Source organism: Bradyrhizobium sp. JHI2711, assembly GCF_056156565.1.
Window position 1 is genome coordinate 2,031,306 of sequence record NZ_JBPZPT010000002.1, and the last position, 23,705, is coordinate 2,055,010.

The window sequence follows — 23,705 nt, forward strand, 5'->3', positions numbered from 1 at the left end:
TTGCGCCTTAACGTATGCAAAAAAATGCCGACGGGAGGACGCAAAAATGAAAGTTCAGGTCTGTATCATCGGCGGCGGGCCGTCCGGGTTGTTGCTGTCCCAGCTCCTGCACCTCAAGGGCATCGACACCATCGTGCTGGAGAAATACAGCCGCGACCACGTGCTGGCCCGGATCCGCGCCGGCGTGCTCGAGCACGGCTTTGCGAAGCTGATGCGCGAGGCGCAATGCGGCGAGCGGATGGACCGCGAGGGCGAGATCCACAACGGGTTCGAGATCGCCCATGACGGCGTGCTCTCCCACATCGACCTGCACAAGCATTCCGGCGGCAATTCGGTCCTGGTCTACGGCCAGACCGAGCTGACGCGCGACCTCTACGAGGCACGCGACCGGGTCGGCGGCAAGGTCGTGCACAATGCCGAGGACGTCACGCCGCACGATCTGACGTCGGACCGGCCCTATGTGACGTATCGCTCGAACGGGCAGACGCTCCGCGTCGATTGCGACTACATCGTCGGCGCCGACGGCTTCCATGGCGTCAGCCGCAAGTCGATCCCGAAGGACGTGCTGCGCGAATATGAGAAGGTCTATCCGTTCGGCTGGCTCGGCGTGCTGTCGCGCACGAAACCGGTATCGCCCGAGCTGATCTACGTGAAGCACGAGCGCGGCTTTGCGCTGTGCTCGCTGCGCTCGCAGGTGCTGAGCCGCTACTACATCCAGGTGCCTTTGACCGACAAGGTGGAGGATTGGAGCGACGACGCGTTCTGGGCCGAGCTGAAGCGCCGCCTGCCGGACGAGGTCGCCGGCCGTCTGATCACGGGTCCGTCGATCGAGAAGAGCATCGCGCCCTTGCGCAGCTTCGTCGCCGAGCCGATGAGCTATGGCCGCCTGTTCCTCGCCGGCGATGCCGCGCACATCGTGCCGCCGACCGGCGCGCGCGGATTGAACAGCGCGGCGTCCGACATCTACTATCTCTATCACGCGCTGCTCGCGCATTATCAGAGCGGCGACGATGCCGGTCTCAAGGGCTATTCCGCCAAGGCGCTCGCGCGAATCTGGAAGGCACAACGCTTCTCCTGGTGGATGACGATGATGCTGCACCGCTTCCCCGACCGGATCGAATATGAGGATCGTCTGCAGCAGACGGAGCTCGACTACCTGCTCTCGTCCGAGACGGCGCAGCGGCTGCTCGCGGAGAACTATACGGGGCTGCCGTTCTAGGCGATCATCACTCTTACCCTCCAGGGGAGGGTAAAAAGCCGCTACTTTCCTTCCAGCGTATTGACCGGTGTCCAGTCCGGCGGCGGCGGAGTCTGCGTCAGCACGTTCGCACGCTTGGCGAACCGGGCTGACGCAGGATCGATCTTCGCGACGCCCCCGAACGCGTCGGCCGCCTTGGCAAACTCCCGTGCCCGCCAGCACGCCAGCCCTTCCGCATAGGCTGCGGCGACCTTGGCCTGCTCGGCGCTTTCCGCGCCGGTTTCCGCCAGCGGCTCGAACACCCTGATCGCCTCGCCGCGGCCCTGCACCCTGATCGCATCGAGCTCGCGCCAGGCGAAGCTATCGCCGGTCTGCGCCATCGTGGTTTCCGAGGCCATGATCGCAGTGCCGTAATATTTGTTGGCGCCTTCGAGCCGCGAGGCGACGTTCACGGTGTCGCTCATCACGGTGTAGTTGAAGCGGCGGCGCGAGCCGATGTTGCCGACCACGGCTTCGCCGCTGTTGAGCCCGATACGGTGCGACAGGCCGTGACCGGCGAAGGCGGGATGGCCTTGATTGAGCTCGGCCAGCGTCTCGTGGCACTTCAGCGCAGCACGCACCGCATTGCGCGCGTGGGCGGGATCGTCGGCCGGGGCGCCGAACATGGCGACGATGGAATCGCCGATATATTTGTCGACGTAACCGCCATGACCTTCGATGATGTCGGTCATGGCGGACAGATATTCGTTCATCAGCGTCACCAGCTCGACCGGCGTCATCGTCTCGGCGATCGACGAGAATCCGCTTAGGTCGGAGAAGAACATGGTGACGTTGCGCATCTCGCCGCCGAGCGCCGGCATCTTGCCGGAGGCCACCATGGTCTCGATCACCTCGGGCGCGAGGTAAAAGGCAAAGCTCTTGCGCAGGAAGCGCTCGTCGCGGTCGGCCAGCACGAAGCGATAGCCGATCATGATCGCGAGCGCGGCAAGGCTGGCGAGCGCCGGCTCGGTCAGCGGCAGCGCCAAGGCATGGACGAATGCGCCGACGGCAGCGACCGCGTAGGCGATGGTGAGACCGAGCCAGGCGATCAGGGCGCCACTCGGCGCAAACACGCCGGCCGCGCAGGCGATGACGGCCGCGAACGCGATCGTGAGAAGGGTGCGCGAGGGAAAGCCGAGCTCGGTCACGGCATCGCGCTCGATCAGGTTTCGGACCGCAGCGGCGTGCACGAACACACCGGCGACGTCGCTGCGGGGCTTTTGCGCGGTGCCGGCTGCCGCGGGCAGGGCACATCGCGCCGACGGCGTTCCGTCATAGCCGCCGGACAGGCGCATCGAGGTGAGCTTGCGGTCCTCGAAGTTGAGGACGGTCCCGAGCAGCACGACCTTGCCCTCGAAGGCGCGCCGGAAGAAATCGCGGTCGTCTTTTTCGACGCAGGCGCGCAGATCGGCAAAGGAGAAGGTCGGAACGTCGCGGCTGAGGTCGCGGAAGTTGAGCGTCAGCGTGTTCGGTACAGTGCTCGGGATTGCGTAGCCGGACAGCCCAGCCGCGCCGGATGGCGCCATCTCGACCTTCGCGCCGAGCGCGCGGGCGGCGAGCTCGGCCGCCATTGTGGGCACCGGCTTGCCCTCGATCGAGAAGCTGAGCGGCATCCGCCGGATGACATCGTCGGCGTCGGTGTGGACATTGAGCGCGCGGACGTTGTTTCGCACCGCCAGCCGCTGCGCACGGTAGGGCATTTCCGGATGGTCGTTGCTCAGGATCTCGCCGAGCACGAGCTTGCCGTTGTCGGAGATCTGCCGCAGCGCGATCAGATAGTCCCGGTCAAATCCGCGCATCCGGGCGCCGAGCGGCGCGTCGCCAAAGGGAATCTCGGATTGCTCGATCGAGTTCTTGAAGATGACGTCGAAGCCGATCACCTTGGCGCCGCCGTCGCTGATACTGCCGAGCACCCGGCCGATCTCGCGCGTCCAGGTCTGCGTCGGCGATCCCTTGAAGGGCGGGGTCTCGTAGGTTTCGCCGTCGATCGCCACGACGACGACCGGCGACGTCGCGGGATCGCGGCGCTCGCCGACAACTTTCCCACGCAGTGCGGTGAGGATGTCGAGCGAGAGGCCTTGCAGTGTCTGCAGCGGCGGGGACGTGAAGATCGCGCCCGCAAGGAGCGCGATCAGGATTGCCGCAACGATGTCCCGTCCCCCGATCCGCCGCATCGCCCCGTCGCCAGGTCCGTCTATTCGAGCCGCAGCAGGCGGCCGATGATCGGGGTCGGCGAGGAGGTGGCGCTGGCGTCGATCTGGAAGGTGTAGCGTTTGGCACCGAGAATGGCGAGGTAGCTGCCGCCCGGGGTCAGTGTCTTTCCGGCCTTGGCAAAATCATAGAACTTGCCGCCGCCGGTCATGGCGTCGCGCTTGAGCGGCACGCTGATCGTGGGCTCCTTGCCGTCGGTGCGTTCGATCACCAGCGTGCCGCCGGCTTTGGCCTGCACCAGTGGCGAGACGCCGTAGAGCGTCGGCAGCTTGGCCGGTCCGCCCTTGGCGTCCGAGCGCACGGTGCGGAAGGTCGTTGCGGCGCTCTGGTTCGCCTCGCGCTCGGACAGTTTTGCCGCATTGGTATCGCAGGGCACCTTTTCCCGCTTGACCTCGCCCAGCTGCACGGTGCTCTGCTCGGCGCCGACCAGGACGACACCTTCGCTGATGGTCTCGCGCTGGCAGGATTTCAGGTAGCTGAGCGTGATGCTGGCCTTGGGCCCGAGCTTGATGATCTTGCCTGGCGCCACGTAATCCATGAACGCGATGCCGTCGACCTTGCCCTGGACGTCCTCGACGATCGCGGCGGGAGTCTCCGCCCAAGCGGGGGCCGCAAGGCAGAATGCGCCGACACAGGCGCCGATCAGGCTTTTCATGGGAATTCTCATCCAATTCGACGATGCTCTGGTGCCCGTCCTGGTTCGATGCCTAGCAGCAGGGCGCCGGGGCAAGTGTGACCAGAATCACTCTCAGGTCTTGGTGCCACTTTAGCAGGAACAGGTTCAAACCGGCGACCGGAGAAAAATGGTGCCGCGGCAAGATGTTGGCGGATCGATCGGGTCAGGCGGTCGGGACGGCCTCGGCGGGATGGCGCGCGTCTGACGAGCTCGCTGCTGCACGCTCTATATCGGGAGCGGGAGGGGCCGCGGCGACCGGCAAGGGACTTGTCCGCTGACCGCCGGCGATCTCGACCACCTCGTCCGAGCGCAACAGGAAAGCCTCGACGCAGCCAGGATCGAACTGTCGCCCGGCGTTCTCGACCAGGTAGCCGCGCGCGAGCTCGAGCGGCATTGGCTCCTTGTACGGCCGTCGCGTCGCGTCGAAGTCGTGGAAACGGCTGACGACGGCATCGAATTGTTTTGACGTCGCCGCCGCCGCGTGCGGCCGCAGAAATTTAACGGATTGATTTTGCAGGGCGTTAACCGTGGCGGAATGCTCGCCGTGTCGGTCATTGTCGCGCCTCAAGCTTCGTTGCAAATACACGTGGAAATTACGGGTGGATGTTTCCATGCTGAAAGAGGGCAAATACGCGGCGTGGTTCAGAACAGCGCACGCGCAAGGCACCGGCATCGTGCATCTGGCCCAGGGACGGATCTCGGGCAGCGACAGCTTCTTCAATTATGGCGGCTCCTATCAGTTCGACAACGACCGGCATTTCACGGCCGTCCTGACCACACGGCGACATGCCGACGGGCCGCCGAGCGTGTTCGGGCTGGACGAGGTCGAGGTCGAGCTCTCCGGCGTTTATAGCGGGGCGATGGCGACCTGTTCGGGAACGGCCCGGCAAGCGCCCGACGTGAGATTCGAAGCGACGCTGATCTACAGCCAGGAAGAGGCGCCGGCTCCTGACCCCCGGGGCGCGGTCGTGAAGCTCAAGGCCGACAAGCTGCCCAAGAGGCTCGACAGCCGTTCACGGCCGCGGCATCCGTTCACGACGGGCGCGCCCAAGTGACAGTGGATCGGCAACAAGCTGCGCCGGTCCACCCGGCTCGCGTCTGCGCCGCGCTTAGCATTGCGTTGACGTTGTTGGCTCGAATTCGCGCTGCAGCAACTCCGCCTTCAGAAGCGAGAGCTATCTAGTCTGCGATAGATCAAGCGTGGTGGAAGAACATGCCTCAAATCTGGATGACATATGACGAACTCGGCGCGCTTTGCGGCTGCGATGCTGTGGAGGCGAGGGACCGCGCCATCCATTTGTCGCTCGATCGTCGCAGGAGTCGCGACGGTGCCACGCGCGTCAAGCTCGATCTGGCGCTGACGGCCAAGTTCTTTGCATCCGTCCGCGAGGCGGATTTCGATCTCGACTGCGCCATTGAAGCGCTGCACGACACCCACCGGAAGATGGCCGAGCTCCTGGTTCCCTCCGAGCGTCACACGAGGCGCGGGGCGGCTTGAGCGGCGCGTGTTTCGCTTGCGAAGGCTAATTCCTGCGAGCGTTGTCCCGAATCAGCATAAGCTCTGCGGTGGAATGTCCGGCAGTCCTCGGTGTTTTCATCGCGGGGACCAACGAAATCCGCAGGAGGAAGTGCATGAGCAAAGCCGTGTGTCGACGGTCCGTGGCACTGTTGGGGGCATTGGCGGTGGTCGGAGGCGTCAGCGCGACGAGCGGAACGGCAGGTGCGGAGGTCGTGAAGCTGCGAGCGGAGCTCAAGGGAAGCAATGAAGTGCCGCCGAACAGCTCGACCGGTTCGGGCAAGGCGGAGGCGAGCTACGACACCGAAACGAAGGTCCTGACCTACCTCGTCACCTTTACCGGGCTGACGGGACCGGCGATAGGCGCGCATTTTCACGGCCCCGGCGAGGCCGGGAAGAATGCCGGCATCGCATTGCCGTTCAAGACGGCGCAAAGCCCGATCGAAGGCAGTGCCACCCTCACCGAGGCGCAGGCGGCGGATCTGTTGGGCGGAAAATGGTACGCGAACATTCACACGGCCGCCAACCCAGGCGGTGAGTTGCGCGGTCAGATGATGAAGTAAGGACCGGGTCGCCCGGTCGCTCCGCCGAGGCCATGCTCGCCGTTTCAGGCAGGTGGTCTGGGCAGGAACGCCAGGATCATCTGGGCGAGCATGACGCCCACGGTGCCGCCCGCCGCCTTCTGCAGCACGTCGAGAAAGCCTGGATCGCGATCGGGTATGAACGCTTGCATCAGCTCCAACCCCATGGCGACTGCGATGACGAGCGAGCAAGCCAGACTAAACCGTCCCGGCAGCAGGAACGACAGCAGGAAGCCGAGCAGGCCATAGGCGCTGAAGCGCTCGATCACGACGATCCAATAGGCCTCGTGGTGACCCATGAGCGCAGGCCGGCCCGACAGCTTCGCCAGCGTGGCATAGGCGATCAGCGCCAGACAGATGCTTGCGGCTGCTATGAGGTGGTTCCTGCGCATGGCGTCAACATACAAGGTTGGTCGCCGCTCCGGTTCGAAAGCCGAAAACATCGTTAGAAAGTATCGTTAAAGCCTCTGGGGGCCGGCCAGTCAGGCCACCAAAGCCTTAGCACCGGATGTCGCCGCGCCCGGCTGCGCAGCCCGACGCGATTTGATGAGCTCATTGAATTTGGCGGCGGGCAGGGGCGGCGCAACCAGATAGCCTTGGCCTTCCTCGACGCCGGAGGCGAGCAATGCGCGGAGCTGCTCCTCGGTCTCGATGCCTTCGGCGACCACGCTCATATTGAGGTCTTTCGCGAGCGCCACCAGCATCTCCACGATCGTGGTCGTCGATGCGTCCACCGTGATCGTGTCCACGAAGAACTTGTCGATCTTGATCGTATCGGCGCCGAGGCCCTTCAGCCGCGACAGTCCGCTATGGCCGACGCCGACGTCGTCGATGGCGACGCGGAAGCCGCGGTCCCGCAGCTCGGCCACGACCGAAGCGGCGCGGGCGAAATCATCCAATTCGTCGCGCTCGGTGATCTCGACCACGATCTGGCGCGCGGAGACGCGTGCCGTCAGAACCGTGCGCCGCAGTGTTTCGACGAAGCCGGCGCTCAGGAGGTGCTTGGGGACGACGTTCAGCGACAGCTTGAAATTCTTGTCGGCCCTGAGCAATGGCCTGAGCTCGGTGAGCGCCGATCCCAGGATCTGCCAGGTCATCGCCTGGATGCGTCCGCTGGATTCGGCGAGCGGTATGAAATTCATCGGCGGGACCACCGAGCCGTCGCGGCGCAGCCAGCGCGCCAGAATCTCGCAGCCCTTGATCCGACCTGTCCGGAGGTCGAAGATCGGTTGGTAATATGGCTTGAATTCGCCGGCTGTCAGCGCCCGGTCGAGATCGGCGACAGGCCCTTCCATGCGGCGGTTGCGTGCCAGCAGGATGCCGAAGATCGCGCCAAGTCCGAGCGCCACTGCAAGCGTTGGCCAATAGGCCTCGGTGTTCCAGCTCGACAGCACCGCGTGCTCGAGCCGGATCGTGGCATGAAGCGGGAGCCGAGCGGACGCTCGCTCGAAGCCGATCGGCGCCGGCAGAGACTTGCCGGCCTCGGTCTGGAATTCGCCGAGCTTCTCGCCATTGCTCAAGGCGAGGATCACCTGGCTGTGCGCGCGCAGCTCGGCCGGCATGATGTCGAACAGGCTGGCATTGACACCGACAATGGCGACCAGGGCGGAGTTGCCATTGACGTCCCTGAGCACGCCCAGGGCGTCGCCGCCGAACTGCTCCACGCGGAACAGGGAAAGCGTCTTGTCGCGCGAAGGCAGCATGTCGCGGCGATCCACCCATCCCTTGTCGAATTCGAGCGTCTCGGAATAGGCCGAGCAGATCACCGAGCCGTCCGGCTTGACGAGGCGGACGTCCTTGATCGCCGAGCGCTGGTAGACATGCAGGCGGATGGCTTGCAGCGCCGCCGGCTCGCAGCTGGCGAAATTGCGCCGCGCGAGCTCGTCCAGGCTGCCCGCAGCGAAATCGACTGCAAGCTCCGATCGGCGCAGAACCACCTCGGTGAGCTCATTGAGCTGATGGGCCTGGTGCTGGCGAATGACGGCGCCAGCGGCGAAATGACCCGCCAAGGCGAACGCCATCGTGCTCGCAAGCACGAGTGCCACAAACGGGAGGTCTGGTCGCAGCACTCTCATCCGGCTCAGGCGAAAACAGGCGGGGCGGAAATTCAAGCAAGGCGTGGAGATTGATCCTAGCCAGCGGGGGCTAAGATAGGGTTTAACGGAAAGACCGGCCCGAAGGGCCCCGCCTGAGCAGTGCCCGGCCAATGGTCTGGCGGCTCGGGGTCAGAAACAAGCATGGAAGTTGAGCAGTATGATCAGGACGTTAAGTCTCGTGATGGCGTTGACAATCGGGAGCTCTCTGGCCTGGGCGCAGGGGACCAAAGACACGCCATCGGGCACGCAACCCACCTCCGCGACGCGCAGTGGCACGGGCACGAATTCCGGATCCGACACAATGGGCGGCGCCTTCAAGGGAACGGGGACGCCCAGCTACGGAACCAGCCCAGGGATGGGGTCCCAGAAGAGGACGCAGAATTAAGTGTGGCGGCTGGCGGGGCACCGCCGGCAACCCGCTCAATCCACCTCACCGTCCAAGACGATGGCGGACCGGAACGACCCCGGGAAAGGGCGGCTGGCCCTATCGATGCGGGGCCCGTTGGGCTGCAGCGGCCGTACATGAAGCCGAGGCGAGCGCCGGCACTTCTAAGATCAGCTCTTCTTTGCCGGCTTCGACTTCAAGGAAAGACCAAGCCGCAACGCCATGCGCTTGATCGCATCGGGCGAGCGCCCGAGAGCTTTCGCTGCCTGCTCCAGCGAGGTTGAAGACTTGGCCAGCTCGATGAGCCGGCGATCTTCCTTGAACGACCAGGGCCTGCGCGCCATAACCGGAATGATCCTCTCGTCGACACAACGACAAAGCCGCCAAGCGGACCCATGTTCGCTCGACGGCTTTGCTTGGGTGGGGCCGGGCTTGGGGGAGCCCGGTGCGAGATGGATAAGCAATCGCCGAAAGTTCGCAACAAACAACGCGGGTTAAGCTAACCTCTCAACCTTACCGCGATGAAGTTGGTGAATTGGCGCTCCGTAGAAGCACGGATGCTTCGTCAGAATTGTTGTCTGCGACGGCCGCCAGAAACGTTCGAGAAACATCTCGGCCTCTCGTGCATATCGCAGCTGTGCCCGAAGGCAGCGCATCCGGCCGCTTCGTTCGAGGCTGCTGCCGCAGTGAACACGGGTTAACATCGCGGGCCGGATTTCGCCCTCGAACGATGAGAGATTTCGTCATCCTCGGGGCTCGTGGTTCTCGCGACGGCCAAAATTCAAGCACCACGTTGCACAAACTTCATCTTCCTCTGACAAAACTTTCAGCGCCGATGATCTTGAAGTCGTCAGAACATCACGTTGAAATGTACCGGGAGGAGCGTTCCGATCATTGGGAACATTCCAAATGTTTGCAATTCTGGTTCTGATTTCGATTTTTGCAGCTGGCTTTTGCTGCGGCTACGGCGTGCGGGCATGGCGCTCGCGCAGGCGATCGGCACGATATCGTCTCTATGCGCCCTACACGCCGGCGGCGATGGGCGCCAAGCAGAGCGAGCATCCATCGTAGGCGCTCAGCCATGTGAGCGCACACTGATCCTGCCGTGCGGCGGGGTCGGATAACCATGCGCAGTTAGGTTAACGTGGTGCGGCGCTTGAGAGCTTTGGAAAGGCAACCTAGAACGTAGCAATTCATGGTGAGAGTTTAGCCGCCTGTATTTTCGCGGCTCGCATAGGTGGGCGTGAATGGCGTATTTGATTGCTTTGCTGGGCGCGACTTGCGTCCTCGTTTTGATCGCGTTTGTTCGTGGCTTTGAGCGGCGGCTGAGGGATCGTCCGGGGCCTTGGATCATGAACGAGGGCCCTGCGAATGACTGATCAAAGGCACAACGCGCCGCGCAGATACTTCGTCGATGCCCAAGGGCATCGCGTTCTGATCGGCCTGTCTCCGGAGGAAACGGCGGAGTTCGAAGCGCTGGATCTCGCATCGAACGAGACAGGGCAATTTACATCCGAGGTCCGCGCGCGAAAAGGAGCCGCTGCCGACGGCGAGGTCCGCTGGCACGAGCTCTATTCCAAGCACGCGGGAGCTTGGCGGGCATGGATTGCACAAAGCCAGACCGCACGGGCGCCGGATTCAGGATTTGTTAACTACGTCTGACCGATGGTACCCGCCTGGATCTCGTATGTGGGATGGCCCGGATGTTTCAGCTGTTCCTGAGAGCGCGCGCACACAATCTTCTTGGCTCCCGCCGCGAGGACAAAACCTTCAAGGCCCGCTCGGCCGAGCGTGACGCGGAGACCGACCGCGGGCGGATCGGTGCCGTTTTGGCCGCGATCGAAACCGCCTTGCAGGAGGCGGAGAGGGAGCAGGCCGGGCTCAACCGGCGTGTCGACGATGCGCTTGCCCGTGCCTCCGTCACCTTCGGAAACGGCACCGACGAATATCTCGAGCGGGAGCCGCTCGACAATCATCATCAGGATCTCTTCGCGGCCGACATCTCGAACGGCCAGCGCCGGCTCAAGGAATTGGCGAGCAGCATCGCCCACTTGAAGTTCGTCAAGACGGCAATGCTCACGCGCTTTCCGGATTTCAAGCCGCCGCAGCTGAACAGCTAGGAGCGGTGATATTTCTGCGCGCTCTGCGGCCGTGCTTCGAGACGCGGCTCTGGAGCATGGTCCGAACAAGGGCGCAGTGACAATTCAGCGCGCTTTGCCGTTTGGCGCCTCGTTCCTTTTTGGTATGGTCCGGCAAGCATTCACCGAGTGAAGGAGCAACGACGTGCCGGTCAGGAATTTGCGGACATTGGTTGGGCTGGCATTCGCTTTGACATTGGCCGTGCCGGCAACGGCGTCGGCCATCACTGCCGAAGTGGCGCGGGCATGCGACGCCGCGGTGGCCAAGGCCTTTCCGCCCAGGCAGATCGGCAATCCCGCAGCGGGGAGTGCCAAGGGAACGGGCAAAGACCAGCGCGAGTACTTCCAGAAATGCGTCGCCAACAACGGCAAGGTCGACGACATGCCGGCGGATGCGCCAAAGGACAGCAAGCCGGCCAAATAGGAAACGGGCTGCGTTATCGCCGCGGCGGCGGGCAGGGCGAGTAGAACGCGCCGTTCGCCGCATTAATGCGCTCGACGCATTGGTTGGGATCGGTGATCGTCCCAGCGATGGTGAAGTCATAGCCCATGCCCCTGACCACCACGACGTAGCGGCCGGGCGCGAGCGTGAAGCCGTCTTGCTCCGGTTGCAGCAACAGCATTCTCGACTGGTCGTCAATCGGACCTACCTTGTAGGGGTAGGACATGCTGCGGATGACCCAGGAATCGCCGGCGCTGACCATGGCGGCCTTGCCCGTGGCATCGATGCCCATCGACCGGGACACTTTCGCGATCACCCGAACTTCGGTCCCGGTCGCATCGACACCCCCGTCGGGCCTGAACACGATGAATTTAACGTCGCCGTCCATCAAAGTGGTCGCGCTCGGCGTGTTGATGGCGGCCGAGATCGCGACGCGCCGGTCCGGAATCTTTCCCGGCACTGGCTTGAGCTCATGGAGCTGGCCCTCGCTCAAGGCGTAGACGCCGAACGTCGTCGGCAGGGGCATCGAGGGGTGCGCCGCCGGCGCCGGCTCCTTTGCGCCCTCCGGGGTTCGTTCAGCGGCCTCGCTGGCCGAGGGAGTCGGAATCGCGGCCGGCTGAGGCTCCGGGCTCTTGGCCGAACGTTCGGGCTGCGCCATCTGCGACGATGCCGTCAGTTGTGCCTTCAGCCGCGGCCAATACACGACCGCGGTGCCGGCGCCCGCAATGAGCAGGAGGATCGCGGTCAATCGAACGAGAGACTTGAAAGCGCCGCTCCGTTTGGGTTGGTCGGGCGATCCTGGCGGTGCGGCAGGACGCCGCGGCGTCTCGGCAGCCATCGGAATGGCTGATGACGCCGAGGCAGCGAGCGTCGGAATGGGCGGGGGGACGGGGACGTTCGCCGGTGGAGAATTCGGCACGGGGACCGAGGCATCCCTTGTCGGTGAAGACCTCTCGCTTCGCTCAAAGGCGCGTTCGACCTCCCGAATGGCGCGTTCGAGGACTTGCTGGAGCTCTCGCGCTTCCCGCGCATCGGCGTGGGTGAATTGTTCCAGAAGCTTGACGCGAGCCAACTCGTAGACGACATCCCGCATCTGCCTGGGGTCGCCGGAGACTTCGCGGATCCGCTCTGACAACAGGCGGACGAGCCCGGCCTTGATCTCTTGCGCCTGCGAGGCGTTGGCTGCGGTGTCGCCGGTCTCGGTCATCAAGAGCGATCAACTAGCCCGGATAGTGCCGTTTCGCTAGGTTTTTTCACCCCGGATCGCGTCGGTTGCGGTGAAACACGCTGATGCTCCGGCCGCAAAGGTCCTGCGCGTTTGTTTCGTAGCGCTTGCTTTTGGGCGGAAACCTGTGACATTTCGACCGGCTCCTTCCTCCGGTGTGTGACCATGCGCGGCATTTTGACAGCAATCATGTTTTCGGCCCTTCTGGTTCAGTCTGCGTCTGCGCAAGGAACCAAGGATCAGGCCAACACGACTAGCTCCAGCATCGTGACGACGACCGACAAAAAGAAGCAGACCACCCAGGCTGCCTCGCGGCCTACGGCTGTCCGGAACGTGGGTAGCGGTTCTACCGGACAGGCGGCCCAAGGTGTCTGGAGGAATGGCAAGCTGATCGCGGTGCCTCGCTGAGGTCACCCGTGCCGCGGTGAGGTCGCGCAACGAACCGTGATGCCGTCGTGAAGGAACGGTGTTCCCTCCCTGACGTTCTTGCTCGGGAGATATCGCATGAAACGAATAGTCTTGATCACACTCGCCCTTGTGGTGCCTGCGGGCGCCTGGGCCCAGGGCGTCAGCGATCCGTCGACGCCCAACCGCAATGTGATCATCGTCAACCCGTCGCAGCCCGCGCGTCCCAACGCGACGCCGAATGTCCCGAGCCGGATCGAGCCTCCCGTGACGACTTACGGACGGGCCCGGCCCTATCACGGGAATACAACCCGGGGCAGCGGGTCGAGCCGCCGTTACTAAAGCGTTTCGGGCGAAGTAGGTACCCCTTCGCGCGTCGTGGGCCTGCCTATTGCGGGTTGACTTCGACCTCCAGAGTCGACGTCCCGGGATCATGACGGTTCTTGCCCGAAATCAGCAGCGTGAACTTGTCGGCGCCTCGCGCTTCCCTTTCTGCCGAATAGCGAAAGCCAGACCCGACCACCGCCAATTGTCCCCGGGATGGCCCGCTCACGACGGATACGTTGAAGATCTGCATGTAAGACCAACGCAGTCCCTGAATGCAGTCGGCGCCAGGCGCGATCGACATCGTCCATTTCACCGTGTCTTGCGACAAAGCGAACGGTGTCCGCTCCTTGATGCAGACGGGGCTGGCGTGAGCCGTGAGGGCGGACATGGCATACGCCGCAACGGCAACACGCAACAACGATACCAGGCTTGCACGCATTCTCGCCAACTCCATCGACAGATGCCGAAGTCTAGCAGCGATGGTCTAACGAGGCCTTAGAACGACGCTATTGTCCTTGCGGCGCTCATCCGACGTTGATCGCAGATAGGTCGATCATCGCTCGGCCTCTCTCCGGATCATGCCATACTAGCCCTGTTTTGCCCGACGGATCAAGCCGGATTTCGGGAAATACGTAACCCATTGATTCGGTTGGTGCCGGCTACTGTGCATGGGGTTGTTTTTCGCTTTTTGAAGGGACGGCCGCTGCGTTCCAAAAATGTTGCAATTGGCAGCCGTATCAGCTGAAGTTGCGGCTGCCGCTCGGCCCGCCATCGGAGTCATCGGAGTGCGACCCGTCCGCTGCAAGTCCCTGTCAGACCGCCGGAGACCGGCGCGCGCGCCGGTTCAGGCGGCCGTGGCTGCCGCTGTCGGATTGGCTCTCTACGCCTGCCCGCTCTCGTGCCGTGCTCAGACCGAGCCGGAGCCGTCCATCAACGACTATCTTCCGCCGAGCGAGCCGGAAGTCTCGCGCGACGAATGGCGGCAGCGCATCGAGGATGCGCGGCGCCGTGCCAAGGGGGTTGCGCGCGAGCGGCGCGAGCATCCGGAGCTCTACAAGCCGATTCCGGAAGATCCGGATATCGTCGCGACCGAACGTCTGCTTCGCGACGACAGCCTGCAGCCAGGCGACATCGTCGCCACCAAGAAGGGCATGTTCGTCTACCAGGGGCGATCCGATCAGCCGCGCCGCGATCAGGACTTCGTGCCGGTCAACCCGAAATCGGTCCGCTGATTTAGTACCGCCGCAAGATCTCGTTGAATCTGGGATCGGTCACCTTCGTCGTCTCCAGCAGCAGCGACTTGCCTTGCGGCGTTGCCTGCACATAGGCCGCGATCAGCAGCGGCTCGTAACGCGAGCGGTTGGCCAGCGCCGACCGGATGTCGGATTGCGCCAGCAGCTTGATCTCGTCGTTGGTTGCTGCGGCGCTCGAGGTCACGGTGCGGACGCGTGAGAAGGCAACGTCGATCGGCACCGACCCGGTCAGGTACGACATCTTCACCGCAGGCGTGACCGCCTCGCCGGCCTGGGCCTGTAGCGTGCCGAGCGTGAGCCAGAGCGCCGGCCTGATCGGCGAAACTTTCAAGGCTGCCACGACAGCGGCTTGGGCCGTCTTGTTCTCGCTGGCCCTTCCGCCTGCGTCGGCCGACGGACGATGCAGAACGTCGGCGGCCATTGCTGCCGCATGATTTGCCAGGAGGTCGCCATCCCACGAAAAGGATGCCAGGCTGCCTGCGGCCGCGAGCTTGGCCTTGTCCGGCGGAATCTCGCCCGAGAACAAGTCGTTGGCGCGAAAGTTCGGCCGAACCAGATCGCCATAGAACGTCGTGCCGGCGTGGAGCGCCAGCGCGATCGCGGTCAAGATACCAATGGCGCGAAGCGTGATCACCGAAGTTGCGGCCTGAGCTTTCAAATTGCGAGAAGACTATCGCCTTGGATCGTCAACAGGGTCAAGTTGCCGGTCGCATAAGCGCCGGTGTCGATGTTGATGCGATTCGACCGGATATCGGGCGCGCTGACCGGCGTATGGCCGTGCACGATATATTTGCCGAAGCGCTCCTCGGAGGCGAGGAATTCCTCGCGGATCCAGAGCAGGTCCTCATCCTTCTGGCGATCGAGCGGGACGCCCGGCTTGACGCCAGCATGGACGAAGAAGAAGTCGCCGCAGGTAAAGGACGAGGGCAATTGCTGGAGGAAGGCGAGATGCTCCGGCGGGAGCGCACGTCTCAGTCCCTCGATCAGTTCGACCTGCTGCTCCGCGGAAGGGTTCATCGTCGGCGTGACGCCATAGGAGACCAGCGTCAGCAGGCCGCCATAGTGGCGCCACTCCTGCAGGCGGGCCGGGTCCTTGAGCACCTCGAGCAGGAAGACCTCGTGATTGCCCTTCAGACAGACCGTCTCGTGCGACTTCGAGCGTTCGATCAGGAGATCAAGAACGCCGCGCGAGTCCGGGCCGCGATCGACATAGTCACCGAGAAAGACCTGAATGGCGCGTTGCGGCGCCGAGCGGGCCAAGTCGGCGTCGATCACGGTTAACAGCGATTGAAGCAAATCGGCGCGGCCATGCACGTCGCCGATCGCATAGACGCGGACGCCGTCGGGAAGCCGCGGCTTGGTCTTCTTGCGAAAGCGGGAGGAAAGGCCCATCGGGTCGGTCGAATCGCTTCCAGCGTCACGAGCGGAACGTCGTGACCGCTCTTAGCAGAACAAGTCACACATCGGTATTCTTAATTGTTTCCGACCGATGAGCCCGCATTTTGATTAAAGCCTCGCGTGGCCTTTGAGCCGTATTTCAAGAGGTCTCGCGTAGCGTCTCCCCAACAAGAACGGGGAGCGCGACATGCGCAAAGTTGTGAAGTTCCTGGCGGCCGTCGCCGCCATCGTCGTTGCTGCGGGGGTGCAGCAGAGCGCGGAAGCCGCCTTCGTCGGGGCGCCCCTGGGGCTGCGTGGTGCCATCCACTACATCAAGTTCGACCAGCCGACGCTGCCGCCGATGGCGTTCACGCTCTTCTGCCTGAAGTACAAGGACGAGTGCAAGCCGCGGCCGCAGCGGATCGTCTTCCGGGGCGGCCGCCTGAAGCTGACGGCCGAGCGCATGGCGCAAATGCAAGAAGTCAACCAGCGGGTCAACACCGCGATCCGCCCCGAGGCCAACCTGGACGGGCTGCGCGGCGAAAAGTGGCTGCTGCATCCGGCGAGCGGCGACTGCAACGATTACGCCGTGACAAAACGCCACGATCTGATCGCCAAGGGCTTTCCGGCGCGCTCGGTGCTGCTGAGCGAGGTCGTGACCAGCTGGGGCGAGCATCATCTCGTGGTCGTGGTGCGCACCTTCTCCGGCGATCTCGTGCTGGACAATCTCTCCGGCCACATCATGTCGTGGTCGAAGAAGCCCTATCGCTGGGTCCGCATTCAGTCGCCCAAAAATCCGAACTACTGGGCCTCGCTCGGCGACCGCGCGGTCTGATCACCCGCGCGCTATCGTGATCCGGATTGGCTGACGCTCTGCGACAGCCCGAGGCCCACAATCGCCGAAAGGCAAAGGATTGCTGCCGGGTGCAGCAATCCGGGACCGGCAAAGCTCTGAACCAGCGCAAACAGGACGCAGGCCGCGGCCGCCGCCGGAAAGAACGAGTCGCGTCCGCGCTGCAGGGCGCCGAAGAACAGGCGAACCAAAGCCAATAGGCTCACCGCGATCATGGCGACCAAGCCGACCCAACCCATCCCCGCGAACACGGATGTGGCCGCCGAGGGCGTGGTCAGGACGGCGCCGGCATCGCTCTGATAGATCCTGCCCACCGCAGAAAATGTCCCCGCGCCGGCACCGAACCAGCGGGTGTCGGCCAGCATGCGCTCGAGGGCGGCCTTGGTCTCGGTCCCCATCTCCGGAACGAGCCGTAGGAGGATCGGTCCGGAATTCTTTTCGAAGAGGAAGGTCAGCACGATCGCCGCGCCGATCAGGGCTGCCACCGACAACGCGCTCGCGGCCAATGGCGACAGATCCAGTCTGCGGATCACGAGGATCAGCAGGATCAGCACGACGCCAAAGGTCGCCGCGATGGCGCTGTTGGTCCCGGACAGCCCAAAGATCGCGGCGGCACTGACCAAGGCTCCGACCAGACCGCAAAGTCCGATCGCGACCGAGCGAACGATCGAATGATGCGTCTCCGCCCGTTCAGCGGCGAGCTGCATCACCGCCAGATTGAGCATGAGGCCGAGCCCGGCCAGGCTCGTCGTGAGGTCATGGGGGACGGATCCGGCAAGCGCCGGCGAGAGCCGATGCAGGTCCAACATCAAGGCGGAGATCGCGGTTACGCCGCTCAGCACGAACAGAACCAGCTCGGCACGGCCGCGGTTGCGGACCACCAGGATCGCGACGCCAAGCAATGAGATCGCGGCCAGCGCCAGCAGCAGCGCATTCACCGTCAAGCCGATATCGGCCGTGATCGGCCCGAGCGACAGGCCACCGATTATCTCGTGAGCGCTGGCCCAGATCGGATGCGCAACGCGCAGCGGAAGCGGAGCGAGCTGGGCCGCGATGCACAGCGGAATGGCGAGCAGAATCCAGCGGCCCCAGGAGGTCGCACGAAGATAGTGCTCGTAGTCGGCCTTGCGCGAGCTCGAGGCCGCGGCCAGCAGGCCTAGCGCTGCGGCGATCGACCCCAGCTGCGCGCCCAATGAGGCGCCGGCGATTTCGAGAGCGGAAGCGGAAACGATGGAGACGATGAGGGCAAAATAAGCGAGGGACAAACGGCGCGCTCGAAGCGAATCCTGAAACGGTCAGGTCACCATACAAGCGGGCGGTGCGTTTTCAAACAGAGGCTTGCGTTGCGATCAGCGCGTGGCCTTGACCGGCCGACCGAAGACGCGGGTGGCGCGTGCGGCGGCAAGGGCAAAGCGCGCCCCCGAGCCGAAGAGGTAACCGCCTTGGAGGGCGATGGCGGCGAACGCCGCAGCCTTTATGCCGTCAAGGAAGCCCAGGCTGGTCATCATGCTGACCGGCAGCATGGTGAGCACCAGCGCAAATGTGACCGGCAGGAGCACGAACACGCGAAAGCGTTGGCCCAGCACGGCACCTGTGAGAAAGCTGAAAATCAAAAAGGCGGTCATCCGAAACACTCTCCGTGCTCCGGACCCTAGATTCCCCGCCTAAAAAGACCCTTAAGTTGTATGGCTAAATTTAGCCTATTGGCCGCAATTTGCCAGCAGCGCATGATAGGCCTCCCGCAGCCCGTTGAGCGCCACCATACCCTTGATCTCGCTGTCGCCTTCCCTGACCACCACGGACAGGGAGGCCGTCGTCTGCCACTTTCCGGCAGCAAAGGCCGAGACCTCGTCGGGCAACAGCACGGCTGCTCCCGCGGCCGCCATGCTTCCCTCGAAGCTCAGGGTGCCGCCGCCGCTCGCCGCGATGGTCACCTTGGGGCGGCTCCGGGGCGGGAAGGGCCGGATCAAGGCCACCAGCACATCGACCTTGCCCTTCGGGGCGCAGCGCACGATCAGGCCGGCGAAGTCCGGGTCCGATTGGGTGGTGTCGGCAGTCTTCATGATGGCCGCGAAGCTTTCGCCGTCCTTGGTCCCCTGGGTTCGGGTGAATTTCCAGATGGACGTGGACGCAGGGGCAGCCACCTCCACAAGGGCCGCGCCGCGACACCAGCCCCCGGCGCTGCCAGGACAGGCGGCGGCGGGGCCCCATGCGCGATCGGCGGCGCCAAAGAGGGAGCCCGCCAACAGCGGGATCAGAAGGAGGCCAGACACCGGGAGCTCCTATCCTTAACAGTGCAGACTTAGCAGACGGCGGCGAGGTCAAGAAGTCTTGCGCCCGACACATCGAGTCCTTGAGTCGGGCGGTTTGCTCACCGATCGGGCACACGAAATACAACAAATGGTCACAAAGGGTTAAACCAGGCCCGAAACAGTGGCCCGCACGCAACAGTAGCCGACCGATCGCTCCGTTAACCAGCGGGAACCCTTGTCGCACCACCCCCTAGGCCGTACCAATCTACGTCACTTGGGGACCCTTCGGGCGCGATTCATGTCATCTATTGCCAAGACCTATGTATTGAAGCCAGCGTTGCTGGCCGCCGCTTTGGCGCTCGGGGCCTGCTCGACCAATCCCGGCTCGGGTCCGCTGACGGACGACGTCAACAACAAGATCCAGACGGAGAACGCGCCGGCCTACGAGCTGGTGCCGCTCAATCCGGCGACCGTGAAGATCCTGCACACCCATGAGCCCAAGGGCCTCGCCGGCGTGTTCACCGACCGCCGCCCGCCTGCCAGCATCGTGTTCGGCATCGGCGACGTCGTCAGCGTCACCATCTTCGAAGCCGCGGCAGGCGGTCTGTTCATCCCGGCGGAAGCCGGTGTCCGCCCGGGTAACTATGTGACGATCCCGGATCAGTCGGTCGACAATGATGGCTTCATCACCGTGCCCTATGCCGGTCAGATCAAGGCCGCAGGCCTGACGGCGGTCCAAATCCAGCGCGCGATCGTCGAGAGGATCGGCAACCGCGCCATCGAGCCGCAAGCGGTCGTGGCGATGTCCTCGCAGCGCACCCAGCTGATCAGCGTGCTCGGCGAGGTCAATTCGCCGGCGCGTTATCCGGCGAGCGCGGCGGGCGCGAAGGATCGCGTGCTCGATGCGATCACCCGCGCCGGCGGCATCAAGGGCCAGGGCTTCGAGACCTGGGTCATGCTGGAGCGTGGCGGACGGCGGGCCACCGTGCCGTTCGAGAATCTCGTGATGGCGCCCGAGAACAACGTCTATGTGCGGCCCGACGACAGCATCTACGTCTATCGCGAGCAGCAGAAGTTCCTGGCGTTCGGCGCCAGCGGCCAGAGCGGCGAGTTCAACTTCGACGCCTGGCGCATCAATCTCGGCGAAGCGGTCGGCAAGGCTGGCGGTCTCCTGGACGGCCAGGCCGATCCGGCGGCCGTTTATCTCTATCGCCGCGAGCCGCGCGAGGTTGCGGCCCAACTCGGCATCGACGTGAGCAAGTACACCTCGGAGACGATCCCGGTCATCTTCAACGTGAACTTCCGCGATCCAGGCGGCTTCTTCCTCGCCACCAAGGTCATGATGAAGAACGGCGACATCATCTACGTCTCGAACTCGCGCAACGTCGAAGTTGCCAAGTTCCTGAACTACCTGCGTGTGATCATGGCGACCGGCAGCGATAGCATCAATCTCGCCAACGACGCCCTGATCTTCCGCAACAACATCAAGCTGGCGCCGTAAGACGCCGACTTGATCGACCAAATCGATGGCACCGGGGCTTTGTCCCGGTGCCATTTTCGTTTAGCAATCGAGGCGGTTCTGCTGCGCCGACAAGCCCGGGATCTGGATCAAGGCGCCACTCGGCACGGGCGCGCCGGTCATCGGTCACCCCGCGGCTTTGCAAGGGGCTTCATGCGCTTTCGAGCATTCTGGCATCCTTTGGCTCTCGTCCCTTTCGCCGTCGCGCTTGCACCGGTCGGGCCGGTGCTCGGCGCTGCCGCAGAGATAGGCGTCCGCCATCGCATCGATGTGATGGTTTCCGCCGAGCCGGATGCTCCCGTCCTGTCGCGCCTCAAGGGCGCCAGGGGCGAGCTGTCCTTCACGGTTCGCCTCTCGGCGAACTCCAAGGAGAGCAAGTTCTTCGGGATGCTGCGCCCGTCCTTCCCCGACATCGTCGTGCCCGATGGCCCGGGCAAGCCACTGGTGCAGCAGACCAAGCTGTGGGAGGAGGATGTCTGCCATCAGCGCCGCGGCCTGCCGAAGGTCACGGTGACCCAGCTCGGCGGGCATTTTGCGCAAGGGGAGGGGCGGATCGAGATATCCGCCATCAACCGGCACATCGGCGTTCTGGTCCCGCCCGACGAATTAACCCCCGGAATAAAACTCGATCAGGGGAGTGATAGCTTTGGATTATTCTACGCATTCCGAGCGCAGAGCCGGAACAGCCGCCTCAACGTGGATCTGAAGATCTATCCGATCGATTGCTTCCTCTAGGCTTAAGCAAAGCTCGCGCGAAGAAAGCTCGCTCCAGAACGACGATGCGCCTTTTGCCTCCCACCATAAGCTGGTCCAACTTTCGCTGGTCGTGGAGCCTTCCGGCTGCCTTCATCCTGTTCTTCGTGGCCGCCGGCGCGCCGTTTCCGTTCGGCTCGACCAATGATCTGTCGATCGCGTTCTGGTGCCTGTGTCTCGGCATCGCGGTGATCTTCGCGCCGACGCGCGATCTGCGCAGGCCGCATCTCTGGCTGCTTGCGGGCATCGGCGTGATCGTTGCCGCCTATGCCTTCGTGCTGCACGAGCAGCTTTCCGATCATCCCTTCCTCGCGCCGTTCCAGCCGATCTGGAAGCAGGCCTCGGATCTGCTCGGCGTCCCGATCGCCCCGTCCGCTTCCATCGTCAAGAACGAGGCGTTCTTCGCGCTCGGCGCGCCGCTTGCCAACATCCTGGCCATCGTGCTCGGCATCACGATCGGCGCCGACCGGATGCGCGCACGCCGCCTGGTCTGGGTGATTGCGATATCGGGCGCGGCTTACGCGCTCTATGGCGTCGCCTCGTTCCTGATCGAGCCCACCATGATCCTGTGGCGGGACAAGACGGCTTATCTCGGCAGCGTCACCGGCACCTTCATCAACCGCAACACGGCGGCGGCCTATTTCGGCTCGGCCGCGGTGATCTGGATGCTGCTGATCCTGGAAGACGTCCGTCGCCGCCTGCCGGAGCGGCACATCGAATGGCGGCGTCTATCGCTCGATCTGCGCGCGATCCCGCCGAGAGAGATCCTGCCGCAGCTTAGCTGCCTGCTGATCTGCCTGATGGCGATGTTCATGACGACCTCGCGCGCCGGCGTCGGCCTGTCGCTGCTGGCGATGATCGTCGCCATCACGCTGTTCCTGCGCAAGGACCTGCCGCCGCGCACGGGCATCTGGATCTCGCTCGGCTCCGGCGCCGCCGTCGCGCTCGGCCTGTTGCAGCTGCTCGGCGGCCGCGTCTCCAGTCGCTTCGACAGCCAGGGCCTGGTCGACGAGGGCCGCATCGAGGCCTGGAAGTCGACGCTCCGGATCATCGCCGACAATCCCTGGTTCGGCACCGGCATGGGCACCTTCCAATGGGCCTTCCCGCCGTACCGCAGCCTCAACATCTCGATTCGCGGCGTCTGGGACGCCGCACATTCGACCCCGCTGGAGCTTGCCTCCGAGGTAGGCATCCCGATGGCGCTGCTGGTGGCGCTCGGCTGGGCCGTCATGCTGCTCGGGCTGGCGCGGGGCGTGTTCACCCGTCGGCGCGACGTCATCATACCGCTGGCCGCAGTGGCGACCGCAACGCTGTCGCTGCTGCATTCGTGCCTCGACTTCACGTTGCAGGTGCCCGGCTACAGCATTCCGTTCTTTGCGCTTTTCGGCGCGGGCCTGGCGCAGTCCTTCCGCACCCAGGAGGGGCGCCCCATACCGGAGAGCAACTCCACCAGCCGGCGAGGCGAGGACAGTCCGACAACCCCAGGGCACCCTCACACTCCATGCCAAAGCTTCACAAAAGTGTCTAGATTTGAAGCGGTTGCGCCGTTTACGAAGTCTTTAGAATAAATGGACAGCCCTTTTCTCTTCGGATAGGTTCCTGACTGCACAGCCATTTGCCTGGGCCGAGAAAGCAATCGGGGCAGCTGATTTTTTTGGAGGTTGATTTATGGGTGTTATCAGAATCGCGCTTCGCATGGCTGCTGCTGCGGCCCTCGCCGCGACGATCTCGTCGGCCGTCAGCGCGGCCATTTACCCGCCGCAGCGCCAGCTGCCGGCCACCGTCATTTCCGAGTTCAAGGCGGCCCCCAACAGTCTGCTGCAGCAATATCCGACCGGCGGCCCGCAGCTGATCTCGCGCGTACGCGATCTCGGCGCCTCCGATCCGACCACGCTTCCGGGCCTGATCGCACTGCTTAAGGATTCCGCGACCACCAAGGATCAAATGCGCGCCATCGTCGCCGGCCTCGCCCTGGTCGCCCGCATGGCCGCGCAGCAGGATCAGGCCTATGGCAATGAGATCCAGGCTGCGATCGCTGGCACCGGTGACGCCGACGTCATCGCCGCCTACCAGGCGGCGACCGGCGACGTCGCGATCGCCGCGACCGGTGGTGGCGCAGCCGGCGGCGGTACTGGCGGAGGCGGCCCGACTGGCACCGGAGGCTTTGCGACCGGTGGTGGCGGCGGCGGCGTTACGGTCTTCGGCAACAACACGACTGGCAACAACGGGACCGGCACTGGCAGCGGCTCCGTGGGCGGCACCACCGTCAATCAGGTGAGCCCGCGCTGAGCCATGGATGTGCAGTCCTTATGAACCTCACTGCAGAGCGGCGCCATCGAGTGCCGCTTTCACGTTCGGGTCGTTAACGTTCACGCAAATTGTCGAGTGAAAGCCGTGTTGCGCTGCATCGACGGCATTCAACTCCAGATGGCCTTGTGCTACCTTGCGTATGGCGACAG

The 23,705-nt window shown here is 64.0% G+C and carries 27 protein-coding genes; 14 read left to right on the forward strand and 13 right to left on the reverse strand.

Annotated features, from left to right (window positions below):
• The first annotated feature begins 46 nt into the window (after positions 1–46).
• Positions 47–1,219 (forward strand): 4-hydroxybenzoate 3-monooxygenase, encoded by a 1,173-nt coding sequence (gene pobA, locus ACTEK7_RS22085; protein ID WP_157285478.1) that lies wholly within the window; start codon positions 47–49, stop codon positions 1,217–1,219.
• Positions 1,220–1,260: 41 nt separating this feature from the next.
• Here the strand turns inward: pobA and ACTEK7_RS22090 are convergent, their stop codons facing one another.
• From ACTEK7_RS22090 to ACTEK7_RS22100, 3 genes are all read right to left on the reverse strand, one after another.
• Positions 1,261–3,411, reverse strand: coding sequence for an adenylate/guanylate cyclase domain-containing protein (locus tag ACTEK7_RS22090; RefSeq protein ID WP_225146979.1), 2,151 nt, complete (start codon positions 3,409–3,411; stop codon positions 1,261–1,263).
• A 20-nt stretch (positions 3,412–3,431) separates the two neighbouring features.
• Complete coding sequence (locus ACTEK7_RS22095) at positions 3,432–4,103, reverse strand: hypothetical protein (protein ID WP_036035538.1); 672 nt, start codon at positions 4,101–4,103, stop codon at positions 3,432–3,434.
• Between the two features lie 184 nt (positions 4,104–4,287).
• Complete coding sequence (locus ACTEK7_RS22100) at positions 4,288–4,737, reverse strand: hypothetical protein (protein ID WP_463671656.1); 450 nt, start codon at positions 4,735–4,737, stop codon at positions 4,288–4,290.
• On the opposite strand from ACTEK7_RS22100, the gene ACTEK7_RS22105 reads away from it, so the two are divergent.
• From ACTEK7_RS22105 to ACTEK7_RS22115, 3 genes are all read left to right on the forward strand, one after another.
• Complete coding sequence (locus ACTEK7_RS22105) at positions 4,736–5,179, forward strand: hypothetical protein (RefSeq protein ID WP_225146980.1); 444 nt, start codon at positions 4,736–4,738, stop codon at positions 5,177–5,179. The two genes, ACTEK7_RS22100 and ACTEK7_RS22105, sit on opposite strands and share 2 nt — an antisense overlap.
• Before the next feature lie 158 nt (positions 5,180–5,337).
• Positions 5,338–5,622: a hypothetical protein gene (locus ACTEK7_RS22110; RefSeq protein ID WP_036011293.1), complete on the forward strand. Its 285-nt coding sequence runs from the start codon at positions 5,338–5,340 to the stop codon at positions 5,620–5,622.
• Positions 5,623–5,756: 134 nt separating this feature from the next.
• Positions 5,757–6,203, forward strand: coding sequence for a CHRD domain-containing protein (locus ACTEK7_RS22115; RefSeq protein ID WP_225146981.1), 447 nt, complete (start codon positions 5,757–5,759; stop codon positions 6,201–6,203).
• A gap of 44 nt (positions 6,204–6,247) precedes the next feature.
• Here the strand turns inward: ACTEK7_RS22115 and ACTEK7_RS22120 are convergent, their stop codons facing one another.
• From ACTEK7_RS22120 to ACTEK7_RS22130, 3 genes are all read right to left on the reverse strand, one after another.
• Positions 6,248–6,613: a VanZ family protein gene (locus tag ACTEK7_RS22120; RefSeq protein WP_036035545.1), complete on the reverse strand. Its 366-nt coding sequence runs from the start codon at positions 6,611–6,613 to the stop codon at positions 6,248–6,250.
• Positions 6,614–6,703: 90 nt separating this feature from the next.
• Entirely contained in the window at positions 6,704–8,296 is a 1,593-nt protein-coding gene (locus tag ACTEK7_RS22125; protein ID WP_463671657.1) for an EAL domain-containing protein, read from the reverse strand.
• A gap of 576 nt (positions 8,297–8,872) precedes the next feature.
• Complete coding sequence (locus tag ACTEK7_RS22130; protein ID WP_167361675.1) at positions 8,873–9,046, reverse strand: hypothetical protein; 174 nt, start codon at positions 9,044–9,046, stop codon at positions 8,873–8,875.
• A gap of 1,027 nt (positions 9,047–10,073) precedes the next feature.
• On the opposite strand from ACTEK7_RS22130, the gene ACTEK7_RS22135 reads away from it, so the two are divergent.
• The 3 genes from ACTEK7_RS22135 (at position 10,074) to ACTEK7_RS22145 (ending at position 11,264) form a co-directional block, all read left to right on the forward strand.
• Positions 10,074–10,364: a hypothetical protein gene (locus ACTEK7_RS22135; protein ID WP_225146983.1), complete on the forward strand. Its 291-nt coding sequence runs from the start codon at positions 10,074–10,076 to the stop codon at positions 10,362–10,364.
• A gap of 41 nt (positions 10,365–10,405) precedes the next feature.
• On the forward strand, positions 10,406–10,822 hold the full coding sequence (locus tag ACTEK7_RS22140) for a hypothetical protein (protein WP_036011274.1): 417 nt from the start codon (positions 10,406–10,408) through the stop codon (positions 10,820–10,822).
• Positions 10,823–10,985: 163 nt separating this feature from the next.
• Positions 10,986–11,264, forward strand: a complete 279-nt coding sequence (locus tag ACTEK7_RS22145; RefSeq protein ID WP_225146984.1) for a hypothetical protein — start codon at positions 10,986–10,988, stop codon at positions 11,262–11,264.
• 13 nt (positions 11,265–11,277) lie between these two features.
• Here ACTEK7_RS22145 and ACTEK7_RS22150 read toward each other — a convergent pair whose 3' ends face one another.
• The gene (locus ACTEK7_RS22150) at positions 11,278–12,489 is read right to left on the reverse strand and encodes a hypothetical protein (protein WP_225135066.1); all 1,212 of its coding nucleotides are present in this window, start codon (positions 12,487–12,489) and stop codon (positions 11,278–11,280) included.
• A gap of 522 nt (positions 12,490–13,011) precedes the next feature.
• On the opposite strand from ACTEK7_RS22150, the gene ACTEK7_RS22155 reads away from it, so the two are divergent.
• The gene (locus ACTEK7_RS22155; RefSeq protein WP_225146985.1) at positions 13,012–13,254 is read left to right on the forward strand and encodes a hypothetical protein; all 243 of its coding nucleotides are present in this window, start codon (positions 13,012–13,014) and stop codon (positions 13,252–13,254) included.
• 46 nt (positions 13,255–13,300) lie between these two features.
• Here the strand turns inward: ACTEK7_RS22155 and ACTEK7_RS22160 are convergent, their stop codons facing one another.
• Positions 13,301–13,678 (reverse strand): hypothetical protein, encoded by a 378-nt coding sequence (locus ACTEK7_RS22160; protein ID WP_057026473.1) that lies wholly within the window; start codon positions 13,676–13,678, stop codon positions 13,301–13,303.
• Positions 13,679–14,093: 415 nt separating this feature from the next.
• On the opposite strand from ACTEK7_RS22160, the gene ACTEK7_RS22165 reads away from it, so the two are divergent.
• Positions 14,094–14,471 (forward strand): hypothetical protein, encoded by a 378-nt coding sequence (locus tag ACTEK7_RS22165; protein ID WP_156446747.1) that lies wholly within the window; start codon positions 14,094–14,096, stop codon positions 14,469–14,471.
• Position 14,472: 1 nt separating this feature from the next.
• Here the strand turns inward: ACTEK7_RS22165 and ACTEK7_RS22170 are convergent, their stop codons facing one another.
• Positions 14,473–15,126 carry a hypothetical protein gene (locus ACTEK7_RS22170; RefSeq protein WP_225146986.1) on the reverse strand — a complete coding sequence of 218 codons (654 nt, stop codon included), beginning with the start codon at positions 15,124–15,126 and terminating at the stop codon, positions 14,473–14,475.
• A gap of 20 nt (positions 15,127–15,146) precedes the next feature.
• Positions 15,147–15,884, reverse strand: a complete 738-nt coding sequence (locus tag ACTEK7_RS22175) for a metallophosphoesterase family protein (protein WP_225146987.1) — start codon at positions 15,882–15,884, stop codon at positions 15,147–15,149.
• A gap of 193 nt (positions 15,885–16,077) precedes the next feature.
• On the opposite strand from ACTEK7_RS22175, the gene ACTEK7_RS22180 reads away from it, so the two are divergent.
• Entirely contained in the window at positions 16,078–16,704 is a 627-nt protein-coding gene (locus ACTEK7_RS22180; protein WP_225146988.1) for a transglutaminase-like cysteine peptidase, read from the forward strand.
• A gap of 11 nt (positions 16,705–16,715) precedes the next feature.
• Here ACTEK7_RS22180 and ACTEK7_RS22185 read toward each other — a convergent pair whose 3' ends face one another.
• The 3 genes from ACTEK7_RS22185 to ACTEK7_RS22195 all read right to left on the reverse strand — a co-directional run bounded on the left by ACTEK7_RS22185 (position 16,716) and on the right by ACTEK7_RS22195 (position 18,995).
• Positions 16,716–17,987, reverse strand: a complete 1,272-nt coding sequence (locus ACTEK7_RS22185) for a hypothetical protein (RefSeq protein WP_225146989.1) — start codon at positions 17,985–17,987, stop codon at positions 16,716–16,718.
• A gap of 84 nt (positions 17,988–18,071) precedes the next feature.
• A complete protein-coding gene (locus tag ACTEK7_RS22190) occupies positions 18,072–18,347 on the reverse strand; it encodes a hypothetical protein (protein WP_225112347.1) in 276 nt (91 codons plus the stop codon).
• 75 nt (positions 18,348–18,422) lie between these two features.
• The gene (locus tag ACTEK7_RS22195) at positions 18,423–18,995 is read right to left on the reverse strand and encodes a hypothetical protein (protein WP_225146990.1); all 573 of its coding nucleotides are present in this window, start codon (positions 18,993–18,995) and stop codon (positions 18,423–18,425) included.
• 277 nt (positions 18,996–19,272) lie between these two features.
• Between ACTEK7_RS22195 and ACTEK7_RS22200 the strand changes: the two genes are divergently transcribed.
• The 4 genes from ACTEK7_RS22200 (at position 19,273) to ACTEK7_RS22215 (ending at position 23,535) form a co-directional block, all read left to right on the forward strand.
• Positions 19,273–20,475: a polysaccharide biosynthesis/export family protein gene (locus tag ACTEK7_RS22200; protein ID WP_225146991.1), complete on the forward strand. Its 1,203-nt coding sequence runs from the start codon at positions 19,273–19,275 to the stop codon at positions 20,473–20,475.
• Between the two features lie 9 nt (positions 20,476–20,484).
• Entirely contained in the window at positions 20,485–21,228 is a 744-nt protein-coding gene (locus ACTEK7_RS22205; protein ID WP_225146992.1) for a hypothetical protein, read from the forward strand.
• 44 nt (positions 21,229–21,272) lie between these two features.
• Positions 21,273–22,814, forward strand: coding sequence for an O-antigen ligase family protein (locus ACTEK7_RS22210; RefSeq protein WP_225146993.1), 1,542 nt, complete (start codon positions 21,273–21,275; stop codon positions 22,812–22,814).
• A gap of 100 nt (positions 22,815–22,914) precedes the next feature.
• Positions 22,915–23,535: a hypothetical protein gene (locus tag ACTEK7_RS22215; RefSeq protein ID WP_225146994.1), complete on the forward strand. Its 621-nt coding sequence runs from the start codon at positions 22,915–22,917 to the stop codon at positions 23,533–23,535.
• Positions 23,536–23,705: the final 170 nt, after the last annotated feature.

Coding starts and splice junctions, on each gene's coding strand:
- pobA (WP_157285478.1), top strand. CDS start 47: ATGAAAGTTCAGGTCTGTATCATCGGCGGCGGGCCGTCCGGGTTGTTG.
- ACTEK7_RS22090 (WP_225146979.1), bottom strand. CDS start 3,411: ATGCGGCGGATCGGGGGACGGGACATCGTTGCGGCAATCCTGATCGCG.
- ACTEK7_RS22095 (WP_036035538.1), bottom strand. CDS start 4,103: ATGAAAAGCCTGATCGGCGCCTGTGTCGGCGCATTCTGCCTTGCGGCC.
- ACTEK7_RS22105 (WP_225146980.1), top strand. CDS start 4,736: ATGCTGAAAGAGGGCAAATACGCGGCGTGGTTCAGAACAGCGCACGCG.
- ACTEK7_RS22100 (WP_463671656.1), bottom strand. CDS start 4,737: ATGGAAACATCCACCCGTAATTTCCACGTGTATTTGCAACGAAGCTTG.
- ACTEK7_RS22110 (WP_036011293.1), top strand. CDS start 5,338: ATGCCTCAAATCTGGATGACATATGACGAACTCGGCGCGCTTTGCGGC.
- ACTEK7_RS22115 (WP_225146981.1), top strand. CDS start 5,757: ATGAGCAAAGCCGTGTGTCGACGGTCCGTGGCACTGTTGGGGGCATTG.
- ACTEK7_RS22120 (WP_036035545.1), bottom strand. CDS start 6,613: ATGCGCAGGAACCACCTCATAGCAGCCGCAAGCATCTGTCTGGCGCTG.
- ACTEK7_RS22125 (WP_463671657.1), bottom strand. CDS start 8,296: ATGAGAGTGCTGCGACCAGACCTCCCGTTTGTGGCACTCGTGCTTGCG.
- ACTEK7_RS22130 (WP_167361675.1), bottom strand. CDS start 9,046: ATGGCGCGCAGGCCCTGGTCGTTCAAGGAAGATCGCCGGCTCATCGAG.
- ACTEK7_RS22135 (WP_225146983.1), top strand. CDS start 10,074: ATGACTGATCAAAGGCACAACGCGCCGCGCAGATACTTCGTCGATGCC.
- ACTEK7_RS22140 (WP_036011274.1), top strand. CDS start 10,406: ATGTTTCAGCTGTTCCTGAGAGCGCGCGCACACAATCTTCTTGGCTCC.
- ACTEK7_RS22150 (WP_225135066.1), bottom strand. CDS start 12,489: ATGACCGAGACCGGCGACACCGCAGCCAACGCCTCGCAGGCGCAAGAG.
- ACTEK7_RS22155 (WP_225146985.1), top strand. CDS start 13,012: ATGAAACGAATAGTCTTGATCACACTCGCCCTTGTGGTGCCTGCGGGC.
- ACTEK7_RS22160 (WP_057026473.1), bottom strand. CDS start 13,678: ATGCGTGCAAGCCTGGTATCGTTGTTGCGTGTTGCCGTTGCGGCGTAT.
- ACTEK7_RS22175 (WP_225146987.1), bottom strand. CDS start 15,884: ATGGGCCTTTCCTCCCGCTTTCGCAAGAAGACCAAGCCGCGGCTTCCC.
- ACTEK7_RS22180 (WP_225146988.1), top strand. CDS start 16,078: ATGCGCAAAGTTGTGAAGTTCCTGGCGGCCGTCGCCGCCATCGTCGTT.
- ACTEK7_RS22190 (WP_225112347.1), bottom strand. CDS start 18,347: ATGACCGCCTTTTTGATTTTCAGCTTTCTCACAGGTGCCGTGCTGGGC.
- ACTEK7_RS22200 (WP_225146991.1), top strand. CDS start 19,273: ATGTCATCTATTGCCAAGACCTATGTATTGAAGCCAGCGTTGCTGGCC.
- ACTEK7_RS22210 (WP_225146993.1), top strand. CDS start 21,273: ATGCGCCTTTTGCCTCCCACCATAAGCTGGTCCAACTTTCGCTGGTCG.
- ACTEK7_RS22215 (WP_225146994.1), top strand. CDS start 22,915: ATGGGTGTTATCAGAATCGCGCTTCGCATGGCTGCTGCTGCGGCCCTC.